This is a genomic window from Serratia sp. NA_112.1, assembly GCF_052691715.1.
Map to the genome: position 1 here is coordinate 114,884 of NZ_JBQZFO010000009.1, position 16,337 is coordinate 131,220.

At 57.7% G+C, this 16,337-nt stretch carries 9 protein-coding genes; 1 reads left to right on the forward strand and 8 read right to left on the reverse strand.

Going from position 1 to position 16,337, the window contains the following annotated elements:
* Window positions 1-99 precede the first annotated feature (99 nt).
* Window positions 100-381, forward strand: coding sequence for a peptidylprolyl isomerase PpiC (ppiC, locus tag ACUTQ5_RS17195; protein ID WP_017891252.1), 282 nt, complete (start codon window positions 100-102; stop codon window positions 379-381).
* 25 nt (window positions 382-406) lie between these two features.
* On the opposite strand, the gene ACUTQ5_RS17200 is transcribed toward ppiC, so the two are convergent.
* The 8 genes from ACUTQ5_RS17200 to bcsQ form a co-directional block, all read right to left on the reverse strand.
* The gene (locus ACUTQ5_RS17200; protein ID WP_445652228.1) at window positions 407-1,900 is read right to left on the reverse strand and encodes a M16 family metallopeptidase; all 1,494 of its coding nucleotides are present in this window, start codon (window positions 1,898-1,900) and stop codon (window positions 407-409) included.
* A gap of 282 nt (window positions 1,901-2,182) precedes the next feature.
* Window positions 2,183-3,472 carry a dicarboxylate/amino acid:cation symporter gene (locus ACUTQ5_RS17205; RefSeq protein ID WP_445652229.1) on the reverse strand — a complete coding sequence of 430 codons (1,290 nt, stop codon included), beginning with the start codon at window positions 3,470-3,472 and terminating at the stop codon, window positions 2,183-2,185.
* A 292-nt stretch (window positions 3,473-3,764) separates the two neighbouring features.
* Window positions 3,765-5,771: a biofilm formation regulator HmsP gene (hmsP, locus tag ACUTQ5_RS17210; RefSeq protein WP_445652230.1), complete on the reverse strand. Its 2,007-nt coding sequence runs from the start codon at window positions 5,769-5,771 to the stop codon at window positions 3,765-3,767.
* Between the two features lie 290 nt (window positions 5,772-6,061).
* The gene (bcsC, locus tag ACUTQ5_RS17215) at window positions 6,062-9,535 is read right to left on the reverse strand and encodes a cellulose synthase complex outer membrane protein BcsC (RefSeq protein ID WP_445652231.1); all 3,474 of its coding nucleotides are present in this window, start codon (window positions 9,533-9,535) and stop codon (window positions 6,062-6,064) included.
* Window positions 9,517-10,629 carry a cellulose synthase complex periplasmic endoglucanase BcsZ gene (gene bcsZ / locus ACUTQ5_RS17220; RefSeq protein WP_445652232.1) on the reverse strand — a complete coding sequence of 371 codons (1,113 nt, stop codon included), beginning with the start codon at window positions 10,627-10,629 and terminating at the stop codon, window positions 9,517-9,519. Before bcsZ ends, bcsC begins: the two co-directional genes overlap by 19 nt.
* A 5-nt stretch (window positions 10,630-10,634) precedes the next feature.
* Window positions 10,635-12,944, reverse strand: coding sequence for a cellulose biosynthesis cyclic di-GMP-binding regulatory protein BcsB (bcsB, locus tag ACUTQ5_RS17225; RefSeq protein WP_445652233.1), 2,310 nt, complete (start codon window positions 12,942-12,944; stop codon window positions 10,635-10,637).
* A gap of 55 nt (window positions 12,945-12,999) precedes the next feature.
* Window positions 13,000-15,603, reverse strand: a complete 2,604-nt coding sequence (gene bcsA / locus ACUTQ5_RS17230; RefSeq protein ID WP_445652234.1) for a UDP-forming cellulose synthase catalytic subunit — start codon at window positions 15,601-15,603, stop codon at window positions 13,000-13,002.
* Entirely contained in the window at window positions 15,600-16,337 is a 738-nt protein-coding gene (gene bcsQ, locus ACUTQ5_RS17235) for a cellulose biosynthesis protein BcsQ (RefSeq protein ID WP_445652235.1), read from the reverse strand. The genes bcsA and bcsQ overlap by 4 nt, the downstream gene beginning before the upstream one ends.

Below are 16,337 nucleotides of genomic sequence, written 5' to 3' on the forward strand. Positions count from 1 at the left end.
TGCTCGACTTTATAACGTGGGAGAGGATTGTAGCAGAAAGCGTCGACGAGATTTAACGGGTATAATCAGCGCAATTTCTGTATCGATAAAGGCAATACCATGGCAAAGACGGCGTGCGCCCTGCACATTCTGGTAGATAACGAAAAGCTGGCCGATGAACTGTTGGCCAAGCTTAAACGCGGCGTCAGCTTTGACACCCTGGCACGCAAATATTCAACTTGCCCATCAAAACGCAATGGCGGTTCTTTGGGCGAGTTCAACAAGGGCACCATGGTGGCGGCCTTCGATAAGGCAGTATTCAGCATTCCGTTGCTCAAGCCCTACGGCCCGGTGAAAACCCAGTTCGGCTACCACATCATCAAAGTGCTGTACCGCAGTTGATTGGGGGGCAAGCGCCCCCCTATTATTACTGTGCGCTGGTCTCCGGCGCTGGAGCGGTATCGGTGGGTTTGATTTCTTCCGTTACCACGGCAGGTGCCGGGGACATAATGCCGTTATAGGTTTCCTGTAACTGCTTCATGCTCATCTCTGGCTCGCCTTTCGGCTGCATCAGCACCAGGGTCGCATCTTGCGAAAGCTTAAGTTTCAGCTCCTGGTTCAGCGCTTCCAGCGTCAATCCGCTCAGGAACTCCTGGCGCAGTTTTTGATACTGCTCCGGTGCGATATCCACCACGCCGCTCTGTTGCGAGCGCAAGCGCTGGCTCATCAACACGTCCGTATCGGTGCGGGCATAAGTGGCAAACAGCTTGCTGAGTTGATCGTTTTTCTGCGCCAGCAGCGCGTTAAACTCGTCCTGCGACAAGCCGTTATTACGCACGTTAGCCAACTCGCGGGCGATAAAGTCCAGGCTGTTGTTCAGGTTGTTGTTTGGGGTGTCCAGATGGATGGCACATTGGGCGCGTTGGTATTGCACGCGGCAATCGAAGCCCAGATGCAGGTTTTTCTGGTCACTTTTGTCCAGTACCTGTTGGAGATGCCAGAACAACGCTTCGCGAGCCATATCACCGCGCCAATAGCGGCTCAGATTTTGCGAATCACGGATCGGGTGCCAGGGTGCATCCCACATGATTGACAGCGTATCCTGTTTCACCTGCTCGCTGATCAGGCTGACCGGCTGCGGTGGCAGGGACGTCAGCGTTGGCATCAGGGCCGGCGTTTCACGCTTGCCTTGCAGCGGCGAGAAGGCTTTGTTGATTTGCTCGCTCAGGCTACGGATGTCTACCTTGCCCACCACGTACAGCGTCATCGCGTCTGGGGTGTACCACTGCTGGTAGAATTTCTTCAGTTGATCAACATTCACCGGTCGCTTGGGTGGCTGGGCCGGATCGTGCGCCAGCATCGCCGAGCCTTTCAGCCGATAGCGCCACCAGGCATCTTTGGGATTCGGTGGGAAAGTGCCAACCGGATCGACACTGGAGTTGACCACCGCATGCACCGTCTGTTCGTCAATCGCCAGTTTGCCGGTCGTATCGGAAAGCCATGCCAGCGCTTCTTTCAGCAGGTCTGGGCGGTTATTCGGCAAACTGAGATTGTAAATGGTGAAGTCATAAGAACTGATGGCCGGCGGCAGAGGCCGCTCGCTGTCTACGCTTTGTTGCCACAGTGAACGCAACTGCGGTGGCGTAAAGCTTTCGCTGCGCGCCAACGACAGGCGCGGCAACAGATGGGCAAAGCCAATCTGCTGTGAAGACTCCACTAAAGAGCCGGTGTTAACCATCAACCGCAGCTCGACGCGATCGCTCGGCCGCTGCGGTGTGTCTAATATCTGCCATGAGAACCCGTTGGCCAAGGCCCCCTGCTGCCAGGCAGGATCGGGTTGTAGTGCTTCAGCCTGCACGCTGCTGTTGGCTGCAGCCAACAGCAGCCCACCTGCTATGAGATGAATTCTGGTGCCCTGCATGTGAACCCCTACTTAATGACTATCCAATTTCTTTATGCAAATGCGGATATTCCATTTACCGGAATATTAGGCTGCAACCAACAGCCTACAAACAAAACGCCCTGAGTTTCACAGTGGGGCGGAAAGCAGAAAGTGTACCATCGAGTTAGACCGCGCGCCTTTGCGGATGTCACTCATTAGTGTGAAAAATAATGGATAACCGTATTTTTAATGCAAGAAATCATTACGCGGGGGGATAAAACATCACCGATTGCCGTGGCAACCGGTGATTTGAGGATAAAATCAGGCTGAAGGCAGCGTTTTATCGGCTCCTGAGCCAGGATTGTTGGACAGGGTGTCATGCAGCTGTTTTTCATCCAGCTGTTTACACCATTTTGCCACCACCACCGTGGCCACACCGTTACCGACCAGATTGGTCAGCGCACGGGCTTCAGACATAAAGCGGTCAATGCCCAGAATCAGCGCCAGACCGGCCAGCGGCAGATGGCCGACGGCAGAAATAGTGGCGGCCAGCACGATAAAGCCACTGCCGGTCACCCCTGCCGCCCCTTTCGAGGACAGCAACAGCACCACCAGCAGCGTCACCTGATGGATAACATCCATATGGGTGTTGGTCGCCTGCGCGATAAATACCGCAGCCATGGTCAGGTAGATTGAGGTGCCGTCCAGGTTAAACGAATAGCCGGTCGGAATAACCAGGCCCACCACCGATTTTTTGCAGCCCAGTTTTTCCATCTTGTCGAGCATGCGTGGCAGTACCGACTCGGAAGAAGAGGTCCCGAGCACGATCAGCAACTCTTCTCTTATATAACGAACAAACTTGAAAATGCTGAAGCCGTTGGCGCGGGCAATCGAGCCCAACACCACCACCACGAACAGAACGCAGGTGAGATAGAAACAGGCGATCAACTGACCGAGCTGCAGCAGCGAGCCCACGCCGTACTTGCCTATGGTGAACGCCATGGCCCCAAAAGCCCCCAACGGCGCCAGGCGCATAATCATATTGATGATGCCGAAGATCACGCGGGAGAAGCTTTCAATCACATTGAAGATCAGTTGGCCCTTATCACCCAGGCGATGCAGGGCAAAACCGAACAACACGGCAAACAGCAGCACCTGCAGAATATTGCCGCTGGCGAAGGCACCAATCACGCTACCGGGGATGATGTCCAGCAGGAACGGGACAATGCCCTGCTGCTGGGCTTGTTCGGCGTAAACGGCCACCGCTTTGGCATCCAGCGTGCCGGGGTCGATGTTCATCCCGGCGCCCGGTTGTACCAGGTTGACTATCAGCAAACCAATCAGCAGCGCAATGGTACTGACAATTTCAAAATAGAGCAGTGCAATCGCACCGGTGCGACCTACAGCCTTCATGCTCTCCATACCCGCGATACCGGTCACCACGGTACAGAAGATCACCGGAGCGATGATCATTTTAATCAGTTTGACGAATCCATCGCCCAGAGGTTTCATCTGCGCGCCAATGTCAGGGTAAAAATGGCCAAGCAGGACGCCCAGCGTAATCGCTGTCAGCACCTGAAAATAGAGGCTCTTAAAGATAGTGAGTTTCATATGAACATCCTTTGGGGGGAAATACACGCACCAGGCGGTAGTCTAGTTATCTCGCCTGTTCATCGCTTGCGCGGAAAATAACACCCACCTAACAACATGGAAATAATTTGTTGCACCAATAGATACATGTTGATACGAATTTAAGAGCTGAAACGCGCCAGCTCGAATGCAAGGCTGTAAATTGCGTAACCCATTGTTTGCATTAACTCAAAAGGGGTAGGAACCACTGGCGGTTTTCGGGCGGGCTTAGCGGGCGACGCGGATGTCGCCCAGACGGAAGGCAAAAGGCGGATCAGGCCGAAGGCCGGCAAAACTCGGCTTCAAACTCACTGCGCGGCAGCGGGCGAGAAAACAGGAACCCCTGACCGCTGTGAATGCCGTGCTGCAACAGCCAGTCACGTTGCTCGTCATTTTCGACGCCTTCGGCCATCACCGGCAGCGCCAGCACCTCAGAAATCGAACTGACAATACGCACTATGGCGTCGTCCGTCGGCAGGCCCTGAATAAAGCTCTTGTCGATTTTAATCAAATCGATCGGCAGGCATTTCAACCGGTTAAGGTAATTAAGACTGGAATACCCCATGCCAAAATCGTCCAGCGCAATGGAAAGCCCCAAGTCGTGCAACTCCCGGAACAACGCCAATGCACGGTCGAGATCGTCAATACGCACCGTTTCGGTAATTTCCAGCAGCAATTTACACGGGTCAATCTGATACTGCGCCAGCAGGCTCTTAAGATGTGGAATAAAATCTTCATGCTTCATCTGGATCGGGGAGACATTGACCGCCAGCGGCAGCGTAATGCCCCGGGCCTGCCAATCCGCCAGGATCAGGCAAGCCTCTTCCAGTACCCAGTTGCCGAGCGGCACAATCACACCCAGCTCTTCGGCTAATGGAATGACCTCGGCCGGCAGGGTAAAGCTGCCGTCGTACTGCTGCCAGCGCAGCAGGGCTTCGGCACCGATCACCGCGTTGGACTGCATCTCGACCTGCGGCTGTAAAAACAGGGTGAAACGGCGTTGCTCGATGGCTTGCAGGATTTCACTTTCCTGCGTCAGTCGTTTCTGCGTACGCTCCGTCAGGCTTGGCTCGAAGAACAACACCTGATTTTTACCTTCACGATGCGCCGACATCATCGCCGAGGTAGCACTGCGCAGTAGCTGTTCCGCGCTTTCCCCCGGATTAAGAGAATGGGCGATACCGATGCTGGCGTTGGGTCGCAGCGGCATGTCCTGCAAGCTCAGCGGCGCGTTAATCTCTGCCATGATACGCCGCGCCAATTGCATGGCGTGGAACGGCCGCTCAACACCTTTAGCCAGAATGGCAAACTCGGTTTTGCTCAGTTGCGCCAGCACGCCGTTTTCATCGATGCACTCACGCAGTTTTTTCACCAACGTCAACAGCAGCGCCTCACGCATTGCCGGGTTGAGCACACCGGAGGCCTCATGTAAGGTTTCGATGCCGATAACCAGCAAGTTAAAACGCTCAGGCCGCAGGCTGGAAGCAATATGCTGCTCCAGCAGCGCGGTAAACAGCGCCTGATTCGGCAGCTCGGTAACCGGATGATGGGTGCTCATACGGCTCATTTCGGCATAGGCTTTGGCCAGCCGCTGCTGATTGCGGTTGTAATTGCGCACCAACAACCCCAGTTCGTCGTCCTGGTGTAACGCCGGCAGCATCAATTGATGGTAAGGCGCCTCTTCCTGGGAAATATTTTCCAGCTCTTTGGCCATCGCGCGTAACGGATGCACCATCAATCGGTTCATACACCAGCTGATAGAAACCGACAGAATCAACGCCAACAGCAAGTAGGTCGATAACATGGTCGACAGAATGCTGAGAATGAATTGGTACATGCGGAACGAATCGGCCTGCAGCACCAGATAAGCCAGCGGCTGCGGGTTGGTCGGCACGCGCTCCAGCGAATAGAGCGGCACGGAAATCTGGATTGGCAGCTCGAACAGACGAGCAATCAGCGTCGGTACCGGGCGCTCTGGCGGAAAATTGGCGTGCAATGCCTGGAATTCGTTCGGCAGTACGATATCCGCCCGGCTCAGGATACCTACCGGCAGCAGGGTGTTCAGCACCCGCTTGGTTTCCGGCACGTCCATGCGCAGCACGGCCTCCGCCAGCGGCTGGCGTACGGAATGAGCAATATTTTCCAGTTGCTGGGCATAGTCATCCCTGCGCTGCTGCACAAAATGGAATAACTGGATCACGATAAAGATACAGATTGTCACCAGCGCCACGCCGGAAACCGTTGCCATCTGTTTAATCGTTAATGAACGCCTGACCCGCAAACCTGCTCTCCGCTAATTCGGGCTGAAATAAAAAAGGGATGAATAATACCCATCCCTCATACCGGTCTGAGTATACTCGATCGTCAGATGTTTTTATCTGGCCATACCCAGGACAAAACCTAGAAAACCGCGGGTTTCAGTCTTTTCCTAATGAAACGCGGCTTGCGAAGCCGGTTATTAGTGATAGCGCACCTCGGTGCACCAGGCCCGGATATCTCAGGCTACATACCAAACTCACACAGGGTAGCAAAACTACCCTGTGCCGACACTCTGAATCTACCTGAGTTGGGTTACTTGAAATCGGCGTATGGCGTCAGCGGCTGCGGCGGTAAATCCAGGTCGCCTTGCCAACCGGCCATCGAATAGCGCAGATAAATCAATGCGTGGCTCGGCGTATAGTCTTTCGCCTGCTGGATATCGAACCCGGCACCCAGCGTCCAGTGTGAACTGAGGCGTCGCTCGACAATCGCCCGCAGGGTATAACCGACACCGGAAGAGGAACTGCCGTCTTCTACCGCAAACTTGTCCGGCAGCGAATCCGGGATCAGCCCCTGCAGCGGATAACGTTGCTGACTGTTGGTTTTCGAATGGGACAACGACACCGACCCACCCAGCTCCCATGACCAGTTCTCGGTCCGCTGGCGATAATTGACCGGCACCGCCAGCGACATATATTGCTGCGGACTGTAATAGCCCCCCTGGCCGAGAGAGTAACCACTTAAATCCTTCTGATAGTGCCACAGCATGGTGTTCAGCCCGACGGTGACGCGGCGATTATCTTCATTGACCAGCTTGTAATAATAACCGGCCATAAAGCGTTCACGTTGGTTATCCTCAACGTTTTTACCGGTCAACTGATGCGCGCTGAGATCGGCCCAGACGCCATGAGCCTCGCCACGATCGTAGCTGCCGCTCAGACTGACCCCGGTGGCGCGTACGCCGCCCCAGGTGGTGCCGGTGTTCGGATCTTTGGTGCCACCAAACGCCAGCAATGAGCTGGAAATCGGTCGACGCGAAGCCGCCAACGTCCAGCCAATGTGGTTCCAGTCATTGCTGTAGGCCAACCCGCCTACCCAGTCGACCACCTCAAAACCCATCGGCGTGGTGCCGATGTCCCCTGACCAGCGATCGTTCTGCCAGCCAACCGCCACGCTGGTGCCGGTAGTTTTCTGATGTTCGTCGCCGCTACAACCCTGAGTATTACAGGTGCCAAAGGTCTCGTAATATTTGCCACTGCCGTCGGTAGAGAAACTGCCGGCATCCAACTGCACGGTATCGGAACGGAAAAATGCCCGCCCGTCGTACAGCGGCATATCCACCTGCAGCATGGTGTCATGCGCTTTGTAATCGGAGATACCACCGGTACCGCTCGAGCCCCAATAATCGTGATCGAGCGTGACGTTAACATCCTGCTGGCGGTACAAATCTGCCGCATCCGAGCGAATACCCCGCTTGAGCCAGTCGTCACCCGGATTGTTGCGTGTCAGATAGGTATAACTGTCGTTATCCTGCGGCACGTCTGGCGCAATGCCGCTGGCCACCATCGCCTGTTTGTAATCCTGTTGCGCCAGCGCCGGTTGTAGCTGGTCGCGCTCGAGCCGCGCCGCATCACGGTAAATCAACGCCTTCGACTGGCTTGCCGGCTCTGGTTGGGCGGCGGTTTTTAGCCGGGTAAAGATATCGGTGGCTTTTTGCGGTTCGCCAACGGCAGACCAGGCGTTAGCCTCCCGTCGCTCGCTGTTAGCTGATGGTGTCGGCTCCGGCGTTTTAGTTTGCAGCTGTTGGCGTGCTTCGCTCAGCTTGCCCTGCGCCACATAGGCCTCGATTTCGCCCAGCCGCGCATCCGGGTTATTCGGTTCGCGTGTCCGCACCCGCTGATAGTCAGCCAGTGCAGCGTCATAATCACCGCGTACCAGCGCCCAATCGGCCAACTGGAGATCGATACGGGTATCCGCCGACTGCCGACGCAGGTAAGCCACCGCGCCCGGCTCGTCACCCGCGGCGCGTAACTGCTCGGCATGCTCCAGGGTCGCCTGCATTTTCAAGCGCTGCGCCAGTTCGCGCATATTGTCGTTCCACTGTGCGCTGGGCAAGGCATTCAACTGTGCGAGCGCCTGCGGGTCGCGATCGCTGCTGGAAAGATACAGCGCATAGGCATAGGCTAACTGTGGATTATCATGCTGTTTTTGCGCCAACCGAGCGAACAGGGCATCCGCCTGCTGTGGCTGCCCAGCCTGACGCAGCGTTTGCGCGTAGTGATAGGTCAACCAGACATCATCGGGGTCCATCTGCTGGGCGCGACGGTATTTTTCCGCCGCCTGATGCCACTGCTGCTGCTGTACCAGCTGCTCGGCCTGCTGCTTGAGCATATCGAGCTGCAAACCCTCGAGCGTCTTGCTCATTTTGTTTTGCTGGCTGCGCGGCAGGCCGTTGAGATAGGCCAGCGCCTTTTCCGGCGATTGCCGTTGGTAAATATTCACCAGGCCACGCACCGCACTACCGCTGCCCGGATCCAGCCGTAATGCCTGCTGATAAAAACGTTCGGCGGCAGCGTCATCTTTACGCGCGACCGCAACATCACCCAAGCCGATCACCGCACTGCTGTCGGTGTTGTCGAATTGCCGTGCCTGTTGGTATTTTTGCTGGGCCAGTGCCAGATTGCCGGCTTTCAACGCCTTGTCACCTTCGTCGACCGCCAGCCAATAGCTGTTGCTCTTGATCAGACTCTGCCATTTACTGCTGCCATAACCGCTTTTGTCGGCCTGCAATGCCTGGCGGAACAGGCTCAAGGCCTGCGGCCGATTACCGGCGCGGGAGTAAGCCTGCCCGAGCGCGCCCAGCACTTCGGCATCATTGGGGGAAGCCGCCAGCGCTTTCTTCAGTTCGGGAATGGCGGCACGGCTGCCGCCCTTGTCGACCTGCGCCAACCCACGCACCCGTGCCTGATAGGCCGGATCCGACAACAACGCCTGCTGCCGGGCCAGCTCTTGCCGGGCGCTGACCGCCTGATCGCCGGTTTCAAACACCCCGAGAAAACGGTTAAGGGCCGCCACGCTTTGCGGGCTGACCGGCATGGCTTTCACTTTCTCCAGCCACAGATCGGCCGCCTCCCCGCGCCCGACCGGGTCGGCCGCCACTTTCTGCAGCAAATCATAGGCCTGCGCGTCACGATCCTGACTAAACAGCATCCGCGCCAGCGACATGCGCAGCGGCACGTTGCCGGAATATTGTTGATCCAGCGCCTGCAGTTTTTTCAGTGCCGCCGCTTCCTGCCCCGGCAGCCGTGCCACCAGTCGCCAGTATTCCACCGCCAGTTCAAGCGTCGGCGGATCCCCGTGGAACAGGGCATCATACTGCGCCTTGGCCTCCGGCAAACGACCCGCAGTCGCCATCAACCGCGCCTGCTGCAGCTTTTGGCGGGTTTCCGGCTGGGTCAGCAACATATTCATTTCCGCCTGGCGATAGGCGCTGGACTGCGGCGCAATCTTTTTCAGCTTATCCAGCTGCTGCTGCGCCAACGCCTGATTCCCCTGGCGTAACGCCAGGCGCATACGCGCTGAAATCACCTCCGGGTTGTTCGGATCCATCAGCTCAAGCCGATAGAGCGATTGGCGAACCAGCTCATCTTTATTGCCGGCCTCGCCAACACGCACCTGCTCCAGCAGCCATTGTTCCGGCGCAACGGTTTCTGCCCCCTGCGCCTGTGGCAATATCGCCAGGCTTAAAGGCACCAGGCCCAGCCAGTTTATTCGGAAGTTACGCATTGGCCGCCCCAAGAGGGTTGAAGTTCACCCTGCCGATTAAAACGATAACGTTGTTGATCCCATCCCTGGCCGAACAGCGCCAGCGAGGCGCTGAAATAGGCAGTGTCGCCCGGCGGGTTTTGCTTAATACGTTGGCGCTGTACCTGCAACGCCTCGGGTTGATTGGCCAGCATCGGCAGTATCGAGGCAGAGAAACCCACCGGGCCGTCACCCGTGGTTTTGCCGTTGGCGGTGTCGGTTTTCTCCGGCGGTACGCCCTGTTGAACGGTGAGCTGTGCCATAGGTTGCAACTTTTTGAGCAGCGCCGCCTTGTGTTGATCGTCGTCTGCCAGCATACCGGCCCACAAATAGGCCCGGATGGCGTCATAGCTGCCGATGTTCGGTTTGACGGTGTCCGGCTGCCAGCCTTTTCCGACCTGCCACACTACCCAGTCCGGCAAGAAGCCGTGGGGGGCAGTTTCCAGCCATAGCCGTTGATTGGTCTGCTGCATCGCACGCCACGGACCGTTCAACGCGGCAAAACGCACCAACAGTTGCGGCGGCAGGTAGCTTGGATTGAGCCGCCAGCGATCTTCCGCCACAAACCCCACCTTACCCGGTAACAGCATCAGCCCCAGACCGGGAATATCAGCCACTTCTTCACGGGCAATACGCTGCAACAGCAAGGTACCCAGGGTCTGATAGCGACGACTTTTCCACAGGCGTCCGGCCTCCAACAGGTTATAGGCAATCCACAGGTCGGAATCGGAGGCCGAATTGCTGTCCAGCACCGTCCACTGTTTTTTATCGTCCTCACCCCATAACCAGGCCGGCAAATGGGCGCTGAGATCGCCCGCTGCCAGATTATTTTCCGTCCACGCCAGCAGTTGGTCGAAAGCAGGCCGATCGTTGGCCACCAGCGCGAAGAACAGGCCATAACTCTGGCCTTCCGAGGTAGTAATACGGTTCGGGCTACTCGGGTCGATCACCCGCCCCTGCTCGCTGATATAAAACTGTTTGTACTGTTGCCAGGCAGGCCACTCGCAGGTGGCTACCGCGCTGAATGAGCACAGTAGCAACATGCCGAATGTCAGACGCTTCAATACCGCAGGCATAGCGATTAATCCCGATCTTCAGGCGACAGACGGCGACGACTGAAGGCCTTCAGGCCACGCCACAGCATCAGCGCCAGAACCACCACCACCACTACCGCAATCACCGCCAACAGCATCGGGTGAGTCGACAGCGCATGCCAGATACGCTCCCACCACGGCAGGTGACCGACATAATAAACGTCGCCCACGCGCAGGCTGTTCACCCCCGATTCCCGGATCACCGCCACCGAACCAAACACCGCCGCACGCTTGCCACTGTCCAGCAGTGCATCGTTAAGCAGGTCGTAGCCTCGCGGGCTGTCGGCCAGCAATGCCACGATGCTGCGCTGACTGTTAAACGGTGACTGCACGCCGACAATCGCCGACATCGCGCCTTCGGAACTGATGGTGGTCTGGCTGTCGGGTTTGGTGTCCTCCGGCAATACATCCATTGTCGGCAGCGCCAACTGCCGCGTCGGCACTTTCACCCAGCTTTGGGTGGCATCGACCAGCAGGTTGATTTTTTTGTCGTCCCGCAGTTCCGGCGGAATAGTGCCGATCATCAGAATATCGGCGTCACGCTGTTTGGCTTGCGACCAGTCGTCACTCACCGTCACCGCCAGCGCCGGATAACCGGTCTGGGCGCCGATAACGCCCATCGCGTTCAGCAGTGCGCTAACCTGCGTTGGCTGTGGCTGCTTGTTCACCAGCACCAGCGTTTGCGACAAATCAGCCAAACGGCTGAACGGGAAACCGGCATTGGCGAAGGCGCGCAGGTCCGGCATCGCCATAAAGTGACGGTACCCGGAGAAATCAATGGTCGATGAACCGTCGATGATTGCGTGGTTTTGGGTGAAGGAATACGTCTCGCAACGCCCTTCCGCCCCACTGGCCAGCAGCGTGGTGTAATCAAAGTCGAAACGCATCTGGTTGCTGGCACCCAGCCGCAGCGCCGGAATATTGACGCTCTTGTCGGAATCGATCAGCCCCTGGGTCAGTGGCAAACGCAACAGTTGGGCACCCTGTTCGTGCTCCGGCACCAGCGAATAGGCCTGCACAAACTGGTTGTTCAGGCTGACGCTCAGGCGCGAGCCGTCCTGAATGCGCGGCGCGGTGTAACGATATTTCAGATGCATATCAATGCCGGTACTGCGGATCAGGAACAGGTCCGGCGGCAAGTTCATGGTCAGCGAGATCGGGCCAGGCTCGATGCCGCTGGTCTGCAGTTGTTCAGCGTACTGTTGCAGCTCGGCAAAGGTCATCGGCCTGTCGGTACGCACCCAGTTCGGCGCGTCGTACGGCTGGCGCGGCGCCAGTTGTTCGACCTTATCCACCGTGACGTTCTGACCGCGGAACAGGATGTTACCCTGCGCAATGCCTTTCACGGCGGTGATCAGGTCGTTGTCATCACGCCCCTGCACCAGCAGCAGTTTGATGTAGGGATTATCCGGATGGCTGATCATCTCCACCGTCGGGCCGTTGACCGGCGGATAATCGCGCAGGAAGTCCGGGCGCTGCTTGTTGGTGGCAAAGACGATGGCATGCTGTTCCGGCAGCTTGTTATACAGCGTCGGGAACGACTGGCCGCGCCACTGAGCTTTGCTGCCGAACCACGAGGCCAGAATGCCCGCAGCCCGCTGCTGGGTGACATCCGGCTGACCGGCAAACACCATTGGCAGGGTCAGCGGTCGGTTGTCGCGACTGTCAAAGAAAGGCTCCGGGAAATGCGAAAGCTCGTTTTTCACCGGCAGGGTTTGGTAGCGTAGATTCAACGAACTGGATTTGCTGACTTCGAGCCACAGCGTGGTGTTTGCCGGGTTTTCACAAATGTTCTGGTAATGGCCAACGAACACCAACCGCACACGGTTAAAATCGGTGATATAGCGCGGATCGATCGCCATCTGGATACGATTGGGTTTGCCGAGCTGCTCTTTGGCGAGGGTGGTCACGCCCATCAGTTCGTCATTGAGGTACACCTTGACGTGTGACTCCACCGGGATCAGCGAAGGTGACGGGGTGAATTCCAGATCGAGCATCGCCTGCGACACCACTTCATCGCTGCGCACACCGAATTCGACCTGGCCATCCGGCCGGGTGCCACGCAGGGTAAAGGTGCCCGGTGGCGGCGCAATTTTGGCAAACTGCAATTGCACGTCACGCACCGGCGCATTCGGATCCTCCGGCACGACCGATCTCATGGGTGTCGTCACCACTGCGTCGGCAGGCACCGCCAGCGGCGGTTGTGCGGCAACGGTCGGCGCGGTGGCAGTTTCAGCCTGAGACAGGGTGCTGATGCCTAAGGCCAGGGCGGTAAACCAGGTTATTTTTCTCGTCATCGTATCATCATCAATGTTAGAGCCTGGGAGCCAGGCGAGTAAGCAGGCGGTTTGCCTATACCACTGTCTCTTTTTGGCTGAAGGCCGGAGCCCTGCCGACGCCGTGCGGGATAAATGACGCTATCCAGCCAATCAGCGTCGTGGTTCCAACCAGCAAGCGGCGCACCAACGGCGGTGCATAATCCGCCATACGTATATAACCCCGGAAGCCCAACGCCAGAACGTCGCGCAGGCTTTCGATCGGTTTATCTTCAGGGAAGCCGTCCTGCCACAACGCCCAGGTATCGGCACGGGCAAAGGTGCACTGAATAAAATCAATATGTTCACGGGTGCTGAGACCAACCATGCGGATGCCCACCTTGCTGCCGAAAGCGCGCGTCACCACGCACGGGAAGCTGTATTCCTGCTGGCCGCGCTTGAGCAGCAGCGACACCTTGTCACCATCTTTGAGCGCATCCTCCACGCGCATCTCAATCCCCACCCCACCGTCGGAATAATCACGCAGCGTGCAGGGGAACAGATGGCCGTCGGCACGAGCAATGGCGGCCGGCATGGCAATCTCCACCCGGTGCGCCTGGCGAACCTGCTTGGCCTCTACCGCCACCGCCACCGCGCCACCGAGAATGGTCATGTTGTACAACACCCACACCAGGCTGATGATCACCGTCATCACTTCGTCCGTCGGGCCGTAACCCAGACGCCAGACACCGAACACCAACCCGGCCAGGTTCAATATCACCAGGAACATATAGGGCCGGGTAATCACCCAGTCGACATGCTCTTCCCCCACCAGCCCGCCTTTGGCGGTCACGTTGAATTTACCCTTGTGCGGATTAAACAGCGCCACCGTGGTCGGCCGGGCGATGTACCAGGCCAGCACCGTCTCGTAGATCTCGCTCCAGAAAGAGTGGCGGTATTTACCCTGAATGCGCGAGTTGGTCAGGCTGGCGTGGATCATATGCGGCAGCACATACAGCGCGATCGCCAGTGCCGGAGCAAAGATGATATAGGCGTGCAACAGCAGGAAGGCCAAAGGTGCGGTGAGGAAGATCAGCCGCGGAATGCCGGAAAGGAAGTGCAGCATGGCGTTGGCATAACACAACCGCTGCGCCAGTTTCAGCCCCTTGCCGAACAACGGGTTATCCAGTCGGAAGATCTGCACCATGCCCCGCGCCCAGCGAATACGCTGGCCAATGTGCGCCGACAGGCTTTCGGTCGCCAACCCCGCCGCCTGCGGGATACGGATATAGGCCGAAGTATGCCCACGACGGTGCAAACGCAGCGAGGTGTGGGCATCTTCGGTAACGGTTTCCACCGCAATACCGCCGATTTCATCCAGCGCGCTGCGCCGTAAGATAGCGCAGGAGCCGCAGAAGAAAGTCGCGTCCCACATATCGTTGCCATCCTGCACCAGACCATAGAACAGCGTGCCTTCGTTCGGCGTCTGACGAAAACGACCGAGGTTGCGTTCAAATGGATCCGGCGAAAAGAAGTGATGCGGAGTCTGTAGCATCGCCAGCTTTTTGTCTTTGAAGAACCAGCCCATAGTCAATTGCAGGAAAGAGCGCGTCGGCACGTGGTCGCAGTCGAAAATCGCCACAAACTCACCGGTAGCCTGCTTCAAGGCGTTATTGATGTTACCGGCCTTGGCGTGTTCATGGGTGGGTCGGGCAATATATTTCACCCCCACCTCTTCGGCGAAGGCCTTGAATTCAGGCCGGTTGCCGTCGTCGAGAATGTAAATGGTGACTTTCTCTTTCGGCCAGTCGATACCCAATGCAGCGTAGATAGTAGGCTTCACTACCCCCAGGTCTTCGTTATAGGTGGGAACCAGTAGATCGATGGTCGGCCAGGTCGAACTGTCGGCGGGCATAGGTACCGGCTGGCGGTTAAGCGGCCAGACGGTCTGGAAATAACCCAGTACCAGTACCACCCAGGCATAGGTTTCCGCCACCAGCAACAGCAGACCACAGGTCAGACTTAGCGGATCGTCCCAGTTCAGCGTGGCGGTATAGCGCCACCACAGGTAGCGGCAGGACACGGTCAACGACAGCACGATCAGCATCAGCGCTGGCAGGCGGCCCGGCACCCGGCGCACCACCATGGCGATGCCCCACAACAACAGCACAAACACAAACTGCGCTGGTAGGTCGAACGGCTGTGAAATACACAGGATCGCCAGGATTGCCGCCAATACACCGACAAGAATAAACAGCACGCGGCGCACACGCCGGTTCATCCGGCTCAGCCGTGCTACCGAGCGCTGCTCCAGCCCGGTATTTTCCAGCCGCTGTGGCACCGTCTTCAGCCAATTGGCGTAGCGTAATTGCAGGCGCTGCCAACCAGCAAAACGAGGGCTAATCAGCGGTTCACGATCGGTACGGAACACCAACAGCCACAGTCCCTGCAACAGATAACGCAGCACATCCGCCGGCCGCGGGCGGCTAAACGACAGATGCGGAAACCAATAGGCACGACCGACCCGTAGCCGTTGCCAGCCCGGGGATTCAAAGCGCAGAAAAATCCAGCCCAACGCCACCAACAGCGTAGTGAAAAAGGCGGTAAAGGCCGAAGAGCCATGCCGGCGGTAAGCGCGATAACGCGTCTGCACCGCCTGTTGGACAGGCGGCACCAGCAGCAGGCTCATCACCCGGCTCATGGGGCCGTATCCTTCAGGTTGATCAGACACCAGTTTGCCAACGTCAACACTTCATCTGCGGCCAGGCTTTCCGGTCGGTACTCGCCCAGCGGCTGCTTGACCGCCAGCGCCTCGGCCATCGCCTCATCACGGTGGATAACCACCGGCAACAGCCCGCCCAGGGTTTGCAACCATAGCTGATGCAAATCCTGCTGGAGCTGGCTGGCAGCGAAATAGTGGTTAATCAGGAAACGGCAGCCTTCCGGCAATGCCTGTTGATGCAACCGCACCTGGCAGTTAGCGTCTGGGGCGATCAGTATAAACACAGAGTCCGCCAACGGCAGTGCCTGCGCGGCCAACAGTGGGTCATCCGCCGGTAAATCCAGCAGGATCCAGTTGTACTGAGCACTGGCGCTTAGCTGCGCCAGATTCTCCTGCCAGTGGTTAGGATGTTGCCGGCAATATTGTTGTAAACTTAACCGCCCTGCCGCGGTGAGTCGGCCAAAGGGGAGAAAGTCGAGGTTTTCGCAGTAGTGCATTGCGCCCTGCTGCCATTCGCCGCCATCCTGCTCCGCTCTGGCCCAGCCGCGCGCCAGCTCAAACGGCGTATTAAAATGCAGACGCAGCTGGTTATCCGGCGCGAAATCGACGGCCAGCACCGACTCGCCCAACTGCTGTAATGCCCACGCAAGCGCCGCGGTGACCGACGTTGTGCCCATCCCGCCTCGCAAACCCTGCAGCGCAATCACTGGCAT